Annotated in this window: 13 protein-coding genes, 1 tRNA gene and 4 pseudogenes; 5 read left to right on the forward strand and 13 right to left on the reverse strand. The window is 54.9% G+C overall.

All coding sequences use genetic code 11. The annotated features are described in order from the left end of the window. Window positions 1–9 precede the first annotated feature (9 nt). A complete protein-coding gene (locus AMUC_RS05325; protein WP_012420035.1) occupies window positions 10–750 on the forward strand; it encodes a PEP-CTERM sorting domain-containing protein in 741 nt (246 codons plus the stop codon). A gap of 101 nt (window positions 751–851) precedes the next feature. Here AMUC_RS05325 and AMUC_RS13100 read toward each other — a convergent pair. From AMUC_RS13100 to AMUC_RS05350, 5 genes and pseudogenes are all read right to left on the reverse strand, one after another. Next, window positions 852–1387 (reverse strand): annotated as a pseudogene (locus AMUC_RS13100) (GNAT family N-acetyltransferase). Between the two features lie 13 nt (window positions 1388–1400). Next, window positions 1401–2606 (reverse strand): formylglycine-generating enzyme family protein, encoded by a 1206-nt coding sequence (locus AMUC_RS05335; RefSeq protein ID WP_012420036.1) that lies wholly within the window; start codon window positions 2604–2606, stop codon window positions 1401–1403. Between the two features lie 23 nt (window positions 2607–2629). Next, entirely contained in the window at window positions 2630–3376 is a 747-nt protein-coding gene (gene fabG, locus AMUC_RS05340; protein ID WP_012420037.1) for a 3-oxoacyl-[acyl-carrier-protein] reductase, read from the reverse strand. A 126-nt stretch (window positions 3377–3502) separates the two neighbouring features. Further along, the gene (locus tag AMUC_RS05345; RefSeq protein WP_012420038.1) at window positions 3503–4021 is read right to left on the reverse strand and encodes a hypothetical protein; all 519 of its coding nucleotides are present in this window, start codon (window positions 4019–4021) and stop codon (window positions 3503–3505) included. A 62-nt stretch (window positions 4022–4083) separates the two neighbouring features. Further along, entirely contained in the window at window positions 4084–5694 is a 1611-nt protein-coding gene (locus AMUC_RS05350) for an ABC-F family ATP-binding cassette domain-containing protein (protein WP_012420039.1), read from the reverse strand. A gap of 122 nt (window positions 5695–5816) precedes the next feature. Here AMUC_RS05350 and AMUC_RS05355 point away from each other — a divergent pair, with 122 nt between their 5' ends. Beyond that, entirely contained in the window at window positions 5817–6524 is a 708-nt protein-coding gene (locus AMUC_RS05355) for a hypothetical protein (protein ID WP_012420040.1), read from the forward strand. A gap of 209 nt (window positions 6525–6733) precedes the next feature. Here the strand turns inward: AMUC_RS05355 and AMUC_RS13035 are convergent, their stop codons facing one another. Both AMUC_RS13035 and hpf read right to left on the reverse strand, forming a co-directional pair. Further along, on the reverse strand, window positions 6734–6862 hold the full coding sequence (locus tag AMUC_RS13035; protein ID WP_012420041.1) for a hypothetical protein: 129 nt from the start codon (window positions 6860–6862) through the stop codon (window positions 6734–6736). 213 nt (window positions 6863–7075) lie between these two features. Next, window positions 7076–7669, reverse strand: coding sequence for a ribosome hibernation-promoting factor, HPF/YfiA family (gene hpf / locus AMUC_RS05360; protein WP_012420042.1), 594 nt, complete (start codon window positions 7667–7669; stop codon window positions 7076–7078). 348 nt (window positions 7670–8017) lie between these two features. On the opposite strand from hpf, the gene AMUC_RS05365 reads away from it, so the two are divergent. Together AMUC_RS05365 and AMUC_RS13170 are read left to right on the forward strand one after the other, a co-directional pair. Beyond that, window positions 8018–8094 (forward strand) — tRNA-Met (locus tag AMUC_RS05365). A gap of 47 nt (window positions 8095–8141) precedes the next feature. Continuing rightward, window positions 8142–8522 carry a CNNM domain-containing protein gene (locus AMUC_RS13170; RefSeq protein WP_081429127.1) on the forward strand — a complete coding sequence of 127 codons (381 nt, stop codon included), beginning with the start codon at window positions 8142–8144 and terminating at the stop codon, window positions 8520–8522. Between the two features lie 161 nt (window positions 8523–8683). Here the strand turns inward: AMUC_RS13170 and AMUC_RS05375 are convergent, their stop codons facing one another. The 6 genes and pseudogenes from AMUC_RS05375 to AMUC_RS13115 all read right to left on the reverse strand — a co-directional run bounded on the left by AMUC_RS05375 (window position 8684) and on the right by AMUC_RS13115 (window position 14534). Continuing rightward, window positions 8684–9589, reverse strand: coding sequence for an SDR family oxidoreductase (locus AMUC_RS05375; RefSeq protein WP_012420043.1), 906 nt, complete (start codon window positions 9587–9589; stop codon window positions 8684–8686). Between the two features lie 181 nt (window positions 9590–9770). After that, window positions 9771–10307, reverse strand: a pseudogene (locus tag AMUC_RS13105) (flavodoxin); the annotation flags it as partial. Between the two features lie 114 nt (window positions 10308–10421). Further along, a pseudogene (locus tag AMUC_RS13110) lies at window positions 10422–11057 on the reverse strand (carboxymuconolactone decarboxylase family protein); the annotation flags it as partial. A gap of 18 nt (window positions 11058–11075) precedes the next feature. After that, a complete protein-coding gene (locus AMUC_RS05390) occupies window positions 11076–12209 on the reverse strand; it encodes an alpha/beta hydrolase (RefSeq protein WP_012420045.1) in 1134 nt (377 codons plus the stop codon). Between the two features lie 138 nt (window positions 12210–12347). After that, on the reverse strand, window positions 12348–13133 hold the full coding sequence (locus tag AMUC_RS05395) for an alpha/beta hydrolase (RefSeq protein ID WP_208012749.1): 786 nt from the start codon (window positions 13131–13133) through the stop codon (window positions 12348–12350). Window positions 13134–13518: 385 nt separating this feature from the next. Beyond that, window positions 13519–14534 (reverse strand): annotated as a pseudogene (locus tag AMUC_RS13115) (aldo/keto reductase). A gap of 163 nt (window positions 14535–14697) precedes the next feature. Here AMUC_RS13115 and AMUC_RS05405 point away from each other — a divergent pair. Next, on the forward strand, window positions 14698–15594 hold the full coding sequence (locus AMUC_RS05405; protein ID WP_012420048.1) for a helix-turn-helix domain-containing protein: 897 nt from the start codon (window positions 14698–14700) through the stop codon (window positions 15592–15594). The last annotated feature ends 154 nt before the right edge of the window (window positions 15595–15748 follow it).

Genomic DNA, 15748 nt, shown 5'->3' on the forward strand with positions numbered 1-15748 from the left:
ATAATAAATATGAAGAAAACACTGACATTTTTAATCGCGATGGGAAGCTTTGCTGTTTCCTCGGAGGCAGCGACCGTTTTTAATTATTACACTCCCGGTACGGATAATTACAATAGTACCATCCATGGGTTTTATCTTGGCCTGGGGTCTTCTTCCCTGGCTCCTTCCGATTCCTCTTCTCCCTCCTCCCTGTCCGGAGAGATCAGACTGGACAGTTTTACGCTGCGCGGAGCCGCCAACGGTTTGGGCGCTAATGTCACTTACGGCTTCCTGGTGCTGAATGGCTCCGACAATTCGGTCATCGGCTGGAGCACCAATACGGGAACTACTGCAGCAGGGATTAATCTGACGTTCAGTTTTTCTTCCCTGGATGGTTCTCCCCTGCTTCTTGACGCGGCATTGACATACCGTTTCCTGGCCGTGAGCCAGTCCGTGATGGACTTGATGCAGGATACGTCTAAAACGTATTTATATGCTGCGGGGGGAACAGCCGCCCCTACTGCTAACACGGAAGGAGATACCGTAACGATCAGCGGCGGATTGACTGCTCCCGGCATCCGCGGCCATTATGACGCCGAGGGAGCGCCTGGTGATTCTGTCGTTATTACGGGAGCCAACGGAACCAATACTTTCAGCTTATTATCCCCGATTTTCACGGAAATCCGAGGGGAAATGGTGCCGGAACCAGCCACGGTTTCCCTGGGCCTGCTGGGACTGGCCGCGCTGATGATGCGCCGCCGCAGGGCTTGAGCTTCCTGATGGCGAAAAATCGGCGGATGAGAGCTGTTCTTGCGGAACAGCTCTTGTTTTTTATATCCAGAGAGGAAGAATTGCTTATCCGTATGCGGGATTCATGCCCTCCGGAAGGTACGGAATTTCCGGGGGCAGGGGGCCGTATCCGGTTTTTTCCGCATGGCGGCAATTTGCTGGAAACGTTTTTGAGACGCAGTACCGGAAAGCTTTTTCTTTACCGGAAAATGCCGTCAAATTCGGCAGCGCGCTTTTCGTCCATATGGTACACAGTAGCTTTCACATAGCGGCCTTTCAGGCCGGATAGGGACCCCCTTTGCAGCTCACAGACCTGGAGGGCCGCCGCATACATATTATTCGCCGTCCTATTCCCCGGCGCTGGTATTTCGGAAGAACGGCAATGGGCCCCATGCCCAGCACTTCATATTCTTTTCCATCGTCTGCCCTGATGACGGACGTTGCATCAACGATGTTTCCCGACGATGCGGCTGCCGTGGACGGCGACTGTATCCAGCTCCGGGATGAAGGAAGGACTGACGCGCATGATATGGAGCAGGTAATGTTCATTGCAGCCGGGGACGAAATAGTTCCAGAGCGCTTCTCTCGTGACATGTTCCGTTCTTAATGCAATGATCATGAAGGGTTGTTCTTTACGGCTCCCCCTTGGAGAAATTCCAGAGGCGGTGCATCGTCATAACGTCCGGAATGTTCATGGGGCGCACCACGCGGAACCCGATCATGCCTCCGTCCGTCAGGTACCAGATGCTTTTAGGGTTTTGAGGATCCTGACGGTTCCAGGCAGGGGTGCTGGCGCGGCGCGCAGCGCTTCTCAGGCTGTCCGGGTCGTCTTCCCACGAACCGCCGCGAACGATGTGAGGGGCGCCGGGGATGATGACCAGGGGGTCTTTCGCGGGCAAGCCGCTCCGTTTGCCGTAGGCATCCGGAACGTAAGAGTCCAAAACCCATTCCGCCACATTTCCGTGCATGTCCCGGAGTCCCCACTTATTTGGTTTTTTAGAGCCTGTTTTCTGGTAGCGGTCATTGGAGTTGTTCCAGTACCAGGCGTACTGGTCCAGAGAGGCTTCCCCGTTTCCGTAAGAATAGGCGCCGGGGGAGCCGGCCCGGCAGGCGTATTCCCATTCCGCCTCCGTGGGCAGGCGGTAGTAATGCCCGGTCTGGGCGCTCAGCCATTCGCAGAATTTGCTGGCGGCGTGGTGGGACATGGAGATGGCGGGCAGACCGTGTTCATAGCCGTGACCCATGCCCAGGTTCATGGCGGTGTAGGGGGCGGTAGGCTGCGTAACGGAGTCCCACAGTTCGTCATCCGGCTGTTCCTCCAGAAGCTGACCGTCCTTGGCGCGCGGACGCCCGTTTTCCATGAAGGCCGTATAAAGTTCCCAGGGGATTTCCGTTTCCGAGATCCAGAAGGGAGAGATGCTCACTTTATGCTGCGGTCCTTCGTCCGGTTTCCGGTGCGGCTCTTCCGCGGTACTCCCCATGAGGAACGTTCCTCCCGGTATGGCGACCATGCGCAGGGAAGCTCCCGCCGCGGGAACCGTTTCCGTGTAGGATTCAAAACGTGCCGGATTTCCGGAAGCTTCAATGAGCTGATGGATTTGGCGCGTCGTGCCGACCAGCTCCCGGGACGGCAGGTCATCCGGAATGGGAAGGGCAGGACCGGCAGCGCGGTCCAGTTCCCGTTTTTGCAGCGCGGATCGGCTTTCTCCCCACTGGCGTGCGCTGGTAATGCGCGCGGCATCTTCCGTGGCCGGGCGGGGGGAATTATTTTCTTCCCGGCACCCGGCCAGCAGGACGCTTCCTCCCAGAAAGCAGGAAACAAGGAAAATGCCGCGCATGGAATGGTGAAAACCGGAATGCCCTACATCGTCATGCCTCCGTCGCAGGCAATGACCTGCCCGGTGATGTAACGGGCATCGTCAGAGGCAAGGAAGGCCGTCAGGGCGGCGATATCTTCCACGGAACCTTGTTCTTTCAAAGGTATTTTCTTAACGATTTCTTCCTTGAGATTGTCGGGAATGGCATTGGACATTTCCGTGGAGATGAAGCCGGGAGCAATGGCGTTGCACGTGACTTTGCGCGGAGCGAATTCCTGAGCCAGTGATTTGGTGAAACCGATGAGGCCCGCCTTGGAAGCGGCGTAATTGGCCTGGCCGATGTTGCCGACGAGACCGATGACGGAGCTCATGTTGATGATGCGCCCGGCCGGGGATTTCATGAGAACGCGCTGGAGGGCCTTGACCGTATTGAACGCGCTTTTCAGGTTGGTGTCCAGAACGGCATCCCAGTCTTCCTCTTTCATGCGGAGCATCAGGGAGTCCCGCGTGATGCCGGCGTTGTTCACCAGGATGTCAATCTGCGGGAAGTCTTTCAAAATGGCGGCCATGGTTTCCTGAACGGCCGCGTAATCCGCTACGTCGCAGGGGTAGGCCTTGCAGGAATCCGGAAATTCCTTGTTGATTTCTTCTGCGGCCCCCCCGCAGCTGGATGGACTGCGGCTGATCAGGATGACCCTGGCTCCTTCCGAAGCGAAGCGGCGCGCGACGGCATTGCCGATTCCGCGGCCCGCGCCGGTAACGATGGCTGTTTTACCTGCTAACTTTTGCATGCTGCCCACAGTAAACCCGTTTTTCACGGTTCCGGCAAGCTTGAAATGGACTTGGCCGCGCAGGAACCCATACGGGGAAAGGGCGTGCCGGGAATGAAAAAAGGGGGGGAGAAACGGGGCGGGGGGCTACTGTCCGGCCTCTTCATTTTCCCGGAGTGCACCGGGGGGCGCACCGTCTTCATCCGGTTCTGCCAGGTCGCTGAATTCATCCGAATTTTCCAAAATGTCCTTTAAGGCGGCGGAACCGTAATAGCGGGCCTCAAACAGGCGTTTGCCTTCCTGCCTGCAGCGGTTGTCCAGCATTTCCATTCGTTTTTCCATTTTTTCCATCAGGGCGTCTTCTTTCTCCTTTTCCGCATCGTTCAATTTATCCTGAAGCTGGAGGAAATGCCGGATGTCCTTCTGAATGTCCTGCAGCGTTTTGACGGCGTTGTCCGCGCTTTCCTTGTCCTGAACGCCTGCCAACGTCTGCTGGATATTGATGGCAAAGGAAAAGGCCTGGTTGATCAGGGATTCCGCGGAAGGAATTTTTTCCGCCGGAGCCGCTGCTGCGGGGGAAGCCGTTCCGGCGGCCGTTTCACCAAATGCAAGAGAGGCTCCGGACAGAAGCGCAGAATATAAGAGAGGAACAAGAAAAGCCTTCATCCTGTTCTTTTAAGGCAGGATGAAATCCACGGCAAGGAAAAAGGGGAAACTGAAAAAGAGCCTTATTCCGCCGTGATGCCGCCTTTTTCATCGTCCAGAATGCCTGACTTTTCCAGATAGTAGTCATATCCGCCTGCGTAGGCGGTGATGGTCCCCCGGTTCACATGCAGGGTTTTTTGTGCCAGGGAACGGATGAAGTGCACATCGTGGGAGATGAAGACCAGTGTTCCTTCATAATGCTTCAGAGCCTGCACCAGGGCTTCTACGGACAAAAGGTCCAGGTGGGTGGTCGGCTCGTCCATCAGCAGGAGGTTGGGCGGATCCACCAGGAATTTGACCAGGCTGAGCCGCGATTTTTCCCCGCCGGAAAGAACGCTGACGCGTTTTTCCACATCCAGCCTCCGGAACAGGAAGGAACCCAGGATGGAACGCGCTTCTTCCTCCCGGATTTCAGCGCTGCATTTCATGATTTCCTCCAGCACGGTATTTTCCGGGTTCAGGTTTTCCGTTCGCGCCTGGGAGAAGTAGCCGATGCGCGTCGTGGTACCGGGAGTGCGTTGTCCGGAGTCAATGGGGATGATGCCCGCCAGGATTTTGAGAAGAGTGGATTTGCCCGCGCCGTTCGGGCCTACAAGAACAGTGCGCTCCCCGCGTTCCACCAGCAGGTCCAAATTTTCATAAACCCTGCGGTCGCCATAGGATTGGCAGACTTTTTCCAGCTCAATGACTTTCTGGGTGCTGCGCGGAGGCTGGGGGAAGTTGAATTTAAATACTTTCCTGCAGGCTACCGGTTTTTGAATGATTTTCATCTTTTCCAGCTGCTTGATGCGGCTCTGGACTTGCCCGGCTTTGGAATTGATGGAGCGGAAACGGTCAATAAATTCCTGAATGTGCGCTATTTCCTTCTGCTGGTTGCGGTAGGCCGCCTGAAGCTGCTCGAAGCGCACGTCCTTTTGTTGGAGGAAGTCCGAGTAATTGCCGCGGTATTCCACCAGTTCTTCGTTGTCGATGTCGTACACGCTTTCCACCAGCTCATCCATGAAATCCCGGTCGTGGGAAATCATCAGGATGGCTCCGGGGTAGTTTTTCAGGTATCGCTGGAGCCACAGCAGGGACAGGAGGTCCAGGTGGTTAGTAGGTTCGTCCAGCATCAGGAGGTCCGGCTCCAGGACAAGGAGCTTGGCCAGGTACGCGCGCATAATCCAGCCGCCGGACATTTCCCGGGCGGGGCGGTGGAAGTCGCTTTCCCGAAAGGCCAGCCCTTTGAGAATTTTCTTGGCTTTGGGCTCCAGCTGGTAACCGTTGGCGGCGTTGAAGGTGTCAATGGCTTCCGCGTATTCCGGCGTATCCGTTTTGTTGGCGTTTTCCGCCGTCCGGATGGTGTGGATGGCCTGTTCCATTTCCGGCGTGATGCCCAGGGCGATTTCCAGGACGGTTTCATCCTTCGGTTCGCTGGCTTCCTGGGGAAGATAGCCCACGATGGCGTATTCATCCATGCTGATGGAGCCTTCGTCCGGCGTGTCTTCTCCCAGAATCATGCGGAACAGGGTGGATTTGCCTGCTCCGTTGGGGCCAACCAGAGCCACCCGTTCCCCCCAGTTAATGGTCATTTCCGTTTCCCTGAACAAGGTCCGTCCGGCGTGGGATTTTGTGAGATTTTTGATCGTCAGCATGGTGAAGAGAGGATGTATTCTACCGGGATGGAAAGGGGAAGGCAAGAGCCGTCAGGGCGGAGGCAGGCATTTTTGAAAGCTTTACTGGATTTTTACGCGTAGTCTGCTAGCCTTGGCGCGCCATGCCGACCACGCAGACATTCAGGCTTTTGCTTGCTGCCGCCCTTTTGTGCGGATGGAGTTCCTGCTGTACTCCTCCGGCGGAGGATTATATACAAAAACCTTACGTGCAGCAGCAAATGTCCGGGCTGGCTAATGCCTTCCTGGCGCTGCTGCCGCCGGATCAGGCCGCTCTTCCCGCTGCCGGAGCGGAGGCCAGGTGGCTGGCGGACACGGCCGTGGTCCAGTCCGCCGCGATTGCCCGGGACAACAGGACTGTGCTGTTTGGCTGGCTGAACAATATTCTGGTCAATTCCAACCTGCGCGACAGGGGGCTGTGCTGGCAGGTCCAGCAGGATTTGTACCGGGACCTGCGCCGCCGCCCCGTGAAGTATTTCCGCATAGGGCTGACGATTCGAGACCGTGGAACGGGCAGGGAGCACAGTTGCGTGTATGTCAATGCCGCGGGGAAGGGATTGCAGGGCTCCATTGTTCTGGATGCCTGGAAGAACTGCGGGCATCTGGTGACGCTGACCCAGAAGGACCGGGAAGGCGGCAAATGGGAGGAGGACTGGCGGGAACCATTTGTTTCCAAGGCCTTTCCGGAGGGCCATTCCTACGGCATGGAACATCACCTGGTCTGGCCCGGGTGGGCCAGGAAACGCCCCATGCTGGTTCAGCGGATATTCCAGTCCGATCAGCAGAATGAGGCGAAGGCGGCCGCTGAATAAAGGGGAAGCCTGATCCGGCAGGAATCGGCACACGGTGCTGCACCGCGGCGGTTTGCGGTATCCGCCGTTTTTAAGGAAAATCCCGGCGAATCGGCAAATGGCGGAGGGAATCCGGACTCAGGGCAAATAAAAACGCACTCAGTGCGTACACCGAGTGCGGATTAATTGGATAATTTGCTAGTGTTGCAGGGCAAAACCCCGCTGCAAACTTACTTGCCCTTGGCCTGCACAACCGGAGCGGGAGCAGGAGCGGTGGTTTGCTGTTGCTGCTGCTGCTGGGAGCAAGAAGCGACCAGGCAAGCGGCGCCGGCGATGGCGAGGATAGCGATGTTCTTCATAATTCGAATTAAATACAGTGTTTGTTAACTACTGGAACCTCCGCATCCACGGAGGTTTGCTGGCACCAATGTAAATGGTGGCAAGTAGAAATCAAGAGATTTTCTTGTTCCATGTCACGGCATTACAGAAAAGAGCAGGACCCCCGGTTTCTGAAGTCCTGCTCTTTTTGATGCGTTATGGAAAACGGATTGTTTCAAAACCGTTTTTTGCGCTTACAGGCTGCTCCCAAGCTCAATGATGGAGTAGTCCCCGTCCGGCCTCCGATACACGATCTGGAGCACGTCTCGCCGCGCATTCCTGTAGAGTACGAATGGCTTATCGGAAAGTTCCAGTTCCATGATGGCTTCTTCCTTGTAAAGCTTTTTGAGATTGTAGCTTTCTCTGTGAATGAGCAGGGGTTCCGGGTCTTCCGGGGAATCTCCTGGGTAATCCAGCACGGAATCGTCATATACCGTTTCATCCAGCTTGCGGATGGTTTCCTGGTGATGGGGACGGAAATTCTTCATCAGGCGCGTTTTGTGCTTGCGCATGCGGCGCATGATTTTGGTGATCGTCTCATCAATGCAGGCGTACATGTCCGTCCCTTCCGTGGACGCGTCAATGGTGATATGATCCGAGCAGAACAGGATTACCTGGGAAATCTTGCGGTCGCGTTGCACATCAAGCAGTACTTTAACCTCCATAATGCGCGGGAAATCCAGGCGGATCCCCTCAATTTTTTTCGTTACGAATTCCCGAATCGCGTCTGTGACTTCCACGTGGCGCCCCGTGATCGTAATGGGTGTGTTTACGTTTACCTTTTGCATTGTCGTACCTCTTTCTAGTTGATGTTAATGCGCGGACCCCGTCCGCACCTTTCAAGATATACAGATTTGACAATGCTTGTCGAGGAATCCTTTCTTTTTTTCGCGTGCGGGGAAAGGCGCTTTTCCTTTTCCGTTTCCATATGCCGGACCTGGGCGGCTCTCCTACCTGTTGTGAGCCAATCAATCGGGGAGCGGCCGTTTCCGTTTATCGCTTTCCGTCGTCTTCGGAATACGTTTGAACGTCTTTGTCATACAATTGCGGGTATAAAAAAATTATTTGAAAGTACTTGACATGCTGCGGAAATGCCTTATAACAGTTGCGCACTCCTCTACAGATGCTCTCTAAATCGCGGGATGGAGCAGCCAGGTAGCTCGTCAGGCTCATAACCTGAAGGTCGCAGGTTCAAATCCTGCTCCCGTAACCATTTGAAAACCCTGCAAGTTCATTGCTTGCAGGGTTTTTTCGTTACGGATGGAAAAGCATCCGGCGAGTATTGGGAGTCTGTTGTTTCTGGGAGTTTTTGTATTCGGGGAACTGGCGCCCAAGAGGGTTGGAATGTGTGCTCCGGAAGTAATTTCCAAACTGGCGGCTGTGCCGATGAAAGCCTTTTCTTGTGCCGCAGCTCCCTTTGTATGGGTGCTTTCCAAAAGCACAGTTTTCGCATGCAATTTGCTGGGAGTCAGGAATACGACTGACAGAGTGACGGAAGAGGAAATCCGCCTAATGATTCAGGAAAATGCCCGGGATGGGGATGTGCAGGATGTGGAACGTATATTTAATTTCGGTGACCGGAATTTGGAGTCCATCATAACTTCGCGGGGGGGGATATTGCATGGCTGGATGCCAAGATGACGGAACAGCCGTGCGGTCAGGGTCAGAGGTCCGTTATCCGTTTTGGTCCTTATTATAAATGGGTAACATGAGAAACGTCGCCATCAATGTGGCTGGTCGTTTTTTTCATGTTGTTTTGTTGGGATGATCTACGGTGTTTCCCTTTTGATGCTGCGTTGATTTCAGTAAGCTTCATTTTGTGCTTTGCCTGCCGTTTTCGATTGTCTGAGAGGTTTTCTCTTTTGAATCTGCGGTTTCAACGGACCGTAGAAATAGGAGGCGGTGGCTCCCCCGTCAATCAGGAAGTCCGCGCCGGTGATGAAAGCCCCCTTGCCGCCCATCAGCAATTCCGCTACATGGGCTATTTCATCCGCCGTACCGGGTCTTCCTGCAGGGCACTTCGCAAACATGTTTCTGTAAAAATCACCTCTGGGACCGTTGAATTCATCGATTGCCAGAGGGGTGACTATAATGCCCGGGGAAATGGAGTTGATGCGTGCGCCTTTGGCACCCCATTTGACGGCTTCCGCCATGACACGCTTGACGTTGCAGCGTTTCGCCATCTGGTAGGCATGCAGAGTGTCCTTGATATTTCCGGGTTGGAGGAGTTCGAGGTTCAGCAATTCCTCTGTTGGAGTCATGGCCAGTTGTTCGTCCTGTTCGGCAGTCAGAGCGGGCATGCGGTGATCGGATTGGCTGGAGATAGTTACTCCCGAGCCGCCGGGGCAAATAACTTTCCCCACCTCTTCCAGCAATACGGCGGTTCCGTAGAGATCCACTTTAAGAATGGTTTCAACGGATGCCTGGCTGGGGGAAACCCCCGCTGCATTGACGAGCATGGAAATATTGCCGTACCTCTGTGCTTCTGCAATCAAATGCAGGATGGAGTACCGGGAAGAGAGATCCATCTCTAAGGGGATGGTGTCAAATCCGGCCTGATTCATCGTCCGGGCAATGGCATGCGCGTTCCCGATATTTTTGTCGCCAATGACGATTTTCATGCCGCTTCCTATTCTGCGGGCAATGGCCATGCCGATTTGCCCGGCTCCCGTCAATATCATGACTTTTTTGGATAGACGTTGTTCCATGGGCTATGAAATTAGTTGAAATGACCGGTTTTTATTCCTAGCCATATGTTATGTTTCTCTAGCTGGACGGTATGGCCCTCCCGCAAAAAGGGCAATGCAAAAACGGCCATAGGTGATGGTATTGCAAAATGGGTCATATGGATTGAAAAACTGAGGGGGGATGAAAGAACCCAGGCAAAAGTCATGGCAGCATGCCGATTCTTTTCAGCCATGTTTTGACGCCTGCGGCATTGCCCGGCATGTCAATTCCCTCATCATCGGCACGTCCGGGAGTTGTAATATCTCCTGGGTCAAGGTCTTCTGGAAGAGTTGACGGAATGTGCCGGGAATGGGGCGTAAGCCTGTAAATTTGTTGCATGGATTCGTTTAAATAAGTAGTCGCGTCATAAGTAAAGAAGGGAATGAGCGTTTTCCCTTTCAGGTCAAATGCCTCTAAAAAGGTGCAAATCACCATGGCAGGCTGATGCCACCAGATTGGAGAGCCGACGAAGATAGTATCATATTTCGCCATCAGGGAGGCTTCAGGCAAGTTAGCGACCTTTGGGCGCAGGTTTTCATAAGCTTCTTTTTTGACACGGTCGCTGTCGCGGTAAGGGTCGGCATTGTAGGCCTCGGCGGCTTCAATCCGGTAGAGATCCGCTCCGGTCAGTTTCGCAATTTGTTCCGCCACCGCTTTGGTATTGCCCGTTGCGGAGAAATAAACAACCAGCGGTTTTCCCGCATCTTGTCCGGTTCTGCGGACAACAGGCAGCCCTTTTGCCTGCAACAGCGTGTTCAGCTCTTTCCGGACTGCGTCTGCTTCCCCGGGGCCGATGTTCCTGGACACGATGTCAAGCAGCTGGTGCAGCTGTGCGGGTGTTATGCCCAGATTCAGGCAGATGCCCATGTGAGAGCGGGCCATTGGTTCCACACCGCCTATGGCCGCGAGGATGGATACGGTAGCCAATTCGCGTTCATCATAGGTCAGAACGTCCCGTTCAAAAATATCTGCAAAAAGGTGTTCTTTCAGGAAACGTTCCATGACCGGGGCAAATTCGGCATAGGCAACTTTCGGCGCATTGACGGGAATGCCGGAGATTTCCGCAAGAATGGCGCACCCGCGATCGTAGCGGCTGCGCTTGTCCTTTGTGGGGCAGGCATCTTGTCCCGGGGCATCGGCTATGCCTCGGGACTTTCTTTTATCCAGCACGGAGATGAATGCCTGCAACCCCCTCAGGCTTCGCGGAAACCCGCAATAGGCGTAGGAATGCACTAAAACTTCCCGGATTTCATTTATCGTCAATCCACTGTCCAAGGCGGCATTCAGGGCCGGCTGCAGCTGATGCAAATCCCCTCTGCCGGTATAGGCGGCAATGGTGATGATGTGTTTCTGCCTGGAGGTCAATTCCTGGCTGGAAAGGGCGGAATTTGCCGCCAGAGCCAGCACGCACGACATCAGGCAGAACAGGACAGACGATAAAAGTTTCATGAACCTGGGAGAGCAGTTTTACAGGTTTTTCCCGAAGAATTCCGCCAGCTTTCCGACAGCCTGATCCACGTATTCCGGCACGTAGTAGGTCTTGATATGCGTGGCGCCCGGAATGAGGAACAATTCCTTGTTGAGGGTTCCCGTGGCGCGGCTGTAGCATTGTTCCGTCATGTAGAAGGTGTCGGCTCTGCTGCCCGCCATCATCAGCAGGGGCTGGTTAATCAGGTGCATACCTTCGCTCGCGTCAAAGGCAAAGAGGTCCATCAGGCTGCTTTTGGTATAGCGGAAGGTGGAATTGGGGTGGGCGTGGCTTTGCAGATAATAGTCGTAGCCGTCCCGGTAGAGGTCAAAGGGCAGTTGGGCCGCCTGTTCCGGCGTTACTCCTTTCATGTCTCCCACGTATTCCGGCTGACCGCCTTCCGCTTCGCGCTGGCGGGCGGCGCAGGCGTCGGCAAGGCGTTCCTGCACGCTGTTGATCTGCGAGTCGAGAAACCCGTTGCGCCGGACCAGGCCGGTGTTGAACATGCTGAGCGTGGCGACTGCCTTGAAACGCTTGTCCGTCTGTGCGGTTTTCAGGGTGTAGCCTCCTCCGCCGCAAATGCCCAGGATGCCCAGACGAGAGGCGTCCGCTCCGGGATATTGCAGCAGGATGTCCGCGGCGCGGCGGATGTCTTCCATGCGGTTGGCGGGTTTGTCCGTATTGCGGGGAGCCCCTCCGCTGGCCCCCTGGTAGGCCGCGTCAAATGCCAGGCAGATGTAGCCCTGTTCCGCCATGCGCTGGCTGTAAAGTCCGGCCACCTGCTCCTTCACGCCGCCGTTGGGATGCGCCACGACAAGGGCGGGGTATTTTTTCGAGGCATCATATCCGGCGGGCGTATAAACATGGGCGGCAATTTGCAGTCCGTTCAGCGTATAGGTGATTGGATGGATGTTGACGCGGCCTTCCATGTTTTCCGTGACGGCTCCCCGGTAAACCAGCCCCCAGGGATTGGCGTTGTGGCTTTTAATGCTTTTTGCTTCCGTAAATGGGGTTTGGCGGGCTGGGGCTGTTGAAACGACCGGAGAATCATTTGTGTTCATTTGCTGCGCATTTAACTGGTGGTTGAAGGAAATCAGGGAAAGGGCTATTGAAATAATGGCGTTTGTTTTCATGGCATGTACTTTGCTTCCTCAAACAGTTCCCATTCTATCATGAAAGGCTCTCTTCCCGTCGATAGACGGATTACAGGTTTTGCTACCATGATTACAGATGGCGGACGCAGAAAGTAAATGTGCGGGGGAGTGTGCCTGTCACCTGTCAAGTTTGTTCTGCCGGAGCCAGGCGGCCATATGGTCGGCAATGATGTTATTGTTTTTATCGGACATCAGAAAATGCGTATTTCCCCGGATGCCGATTTTGGGCAGTTCCACCAGAGCAGCATGGCCGCCATGCCTGTTGACGGCCTCCACAAATTTGCGTCCCATTTGCAGACGTACGCGCCAGTTTTCCCCTCCAAGCTTATCGGTGACGTTTTCAGGAATATAATCTCCGAAGTAGAGGATGATGGGGATTTGGGTGAGCTTGTTGAATTCCTCCGGCGGAACGGCGATTCCCTTCATCGTGCCGGTGAGGCTGGGCATGTCTTCGGGAACCTCCCCTTCCGGGAAGACGTAGGTGCCCGGTTCCAGGGAAATGATGCCGCGCACTTCCGGGCTGCGGATGGCCGTCAGCCAGCCGGGGAATCCCCCTGCGGAGTGAGTGACCAGGATGCCCTTGCCCACGCGCTTGAAGAGGGCGCTCAGGGCATCGAGTTCTTTTGTCATATCGTGCGTGCCGATATCGGGTGTCATTTGTCGGAAAAACTGGTCCAGGGAATCCTTGTCCGTAGGGAACTGTACTCCCGGGTTGAATGCGGGCCATTCGCCGATCCGGAAGATGTCGAACCAGAACTGCTCGTCGGCAAGTGGCCTGATGGCGGTTTCCGCCGTCGTTCTGCCCGCCCGTCCCCGTCCTGGGAGGTCAACCAGGTAGGTGGCGTATCTTTTGCGCAGGAACATGTCATTAAAGCCCTCCCGTCCGGTGTTGTCTGCCAGCACCGGGCGGACTGTCCATAGCCATGAATGAAGATTAGAGGAAGCATGCGGGCATCGGCCGGTATCTGGAAGTCCACGGCGGCGTGGTCGGCATGGTAACTCTGGCCGGCTTCAACTGCTTTCCCCCAGCCGGGAAAACGGCTGTTGTCATATGTTCCCGGGCGTTGCAGAATGTTCCCGCCCACGGCAAAACTGCCCTGCCTTGCAATAAGCAGGGGGGCTTGTTCCGCAGCTGGAACAGGGGGGATGCCTCCCGCCTGAATCATGGCCGGAGGCGTGAATATCGATAAGAAAAAGGCAGGGAGGATTAACCGTTTTTTTTTCATCATTTCATGAAGGAGACTGAGTTGTCATGCTTTTGCAAGGGAGGAAAAGCGTGATTTGTTGATTAATGGGTTGATGATTTTTCTGTGATGGGGCTTCCTCCAAACACGTCGGACATATTCATGAAGGAGAGAGCTGCGTCGATCTGCCGGACTTCATCCGCGGATAGTATTACATGGGCTGCCTCTGCGTTTTCTTTCAGTCTGGAGAACTTTCGTGTCCCCGGAATGGGAACGATCCAGGGCTTTTTGCAGAGCATCCACGCCAGGGAAATTTGTGCCGGAGTGGCCTGTTTTTCTTCCGCCAGATTGCGGAGCAGGAGGAAGAGATCCTTGTTGGCGTCAAAGCTTTCCGGTCTGAACTGAGGCATGGAACTGCGGTAGTCCGTCCCCGGCTCAAACGTGGAATTTAGGTTGTAGCGGCCGGAGAGCAGGCCGTTGGCCAGGGGGGAGAACGCTACAAAGCCGATGCCCAGTTCTTCCAGTACGGGAAGAAGGGATTCATGATAGCGCGCCATCATGGAATAACGGTTCTGGATGGCGGTGACCGGACATGTTACGTGTGCGCGCCGTATGGCTTCCTCCGTTGCTTCGGAAATACCCAATGCGCGATTTTGCCTTCACGGATCAACTCCTGCATGACGCCCGCCACTTCCTCCGGCGGTACGGAATCATCCATGCGGTGCTGGTAATACAGGCCGATGCGTTCTACTCCCAGCCTTTTAAGGGAACTTTCCACGGATTGGCGGATTGTGCCGGGGCGGGAATCGGTGATCAGCGGGTATGGTCCGGGGCCTGCCGTGCCGCTGAAACGGATTCCGAATTTGGTCGCAATAACGATCCTGTCCCGGTAGGGCGCCAGCGCTTTCCCCAGCAGTTCTTCGTTGTCGTGGGGGTGTCCGGGCGTTCCGTACACTTCCGCCGTATCAAAGAATGTATATCCCATATCCACGGCCCGGGAAAGGAGTTCCGCCATTTCCTTTTTGTCTGCGGGCGCTCCGTAGGCATGGCTCATTCCCATGCAGCCCAGGCCTATGGCTGAAACCTTCAGGCCGCTTTTGCCCAGCTCCCTGCATGTCATGTTTTGCCCGTTAATTGTTTTCATGCCTGCAAAACTACCATAGGATTTCTATTTTTTCCGATAGACGGATTACAGGTTTTGCTACCATGATTACAGGTTCCCGGAATGAGCTGGATAGCCGGCTCCCTTCCTGCTATGCTCCGGTCAAAAGCAGAGAAAGGGCATGGGCATTATTCTGAACATGGATTCCGTAGGGGACTACAACTCCTTTTTGGGGCAGGAAACGCTGCACTCGCTGGTCAGCGTCGTTGATTTTTCCAGGGTCCCGCCGCTGCGGCATGCCCGCAAGGCTTACGGGTTCTATGCCGTTTTCCTGAAGGACCTGAAATGCGGAGACCTGCGGTACGGAAGACATTATTATGATTACCAGGAGGGAACTCTTGTCTTCGTATCTCCCGGCCAGGTGCTGGGCAATGATGACAACGGGGAATATTTCCGGGTAGAGGGCCATGCCCTCCTGTTCCATCCCGATTTGCTCCGCGGCACCTCCCTGGGACGCAGGATGAAGGACTATACCTTTTTTTCCTATGACGCTTCCGAGTCCCTCCATATGTCGGAGAGGGAAAGGAATTTATTCCTGAACGGCCTGACGGAGATCCGGGAGGAACTGGAACGGGGCGTTGACCGGCATACCAAGTCCATCGTGACGGCCAACATCGAAGTTCTCCTGAACCACTGCATGCGTTTTTACGACCGCCAGTTCATTACCCGCGAGAATGTGAACAGGGATGTGCTGACGGAGTTCGAACGTCTGCTGGATTCCTACTTCGAGGGAGACAAGCCTCAGGAATGGGGGCTGCCCTATGTGCAGTATTTCGCGGATGAACTGCATCTCTCCGCCAACTATTTCGGTGATCTCGTCAAGAAAGAGACGGGAAAAACTCCCCAGGAGCATATCCATATCAAGCTGGTGGACAAAGCCAAGGAGCTCCTTTGCGCCACCAATAAATCCGTTAGTGAAATCGCCTATGAACTGGGGTTCAAGTATCCCCATCACCTGAGCCGCATGTTCAAGAAGAATACGGGATATTCCCCGAACGAGTTCAGGTTGTCGGCGTGACGCCCGCTCCCTGTCGCCGGACGGCCTGCGGCATTCTGTCTGGAGCGGAACGGTTCGTTCCGGATTGATAGCCGGGCCGGGAATACAGAAAATAATCTTCTGTTCCGAACGGCAATAAACAGGAATGCATCTTTTTTCAGCTGTTCTGTTGTCC

The organism is Akkermansia muciniphila ATCC BAA-835, assembly GCF_000020225.1.
GTDB classification, from domain to species: domain Bacteria; phylum Verrucomicrobiota; class Verrucomicrobiia; order Verrucomicrobiales; family Akkermansiaceae; genus Akkermansia; species Akkermansia muciniphila.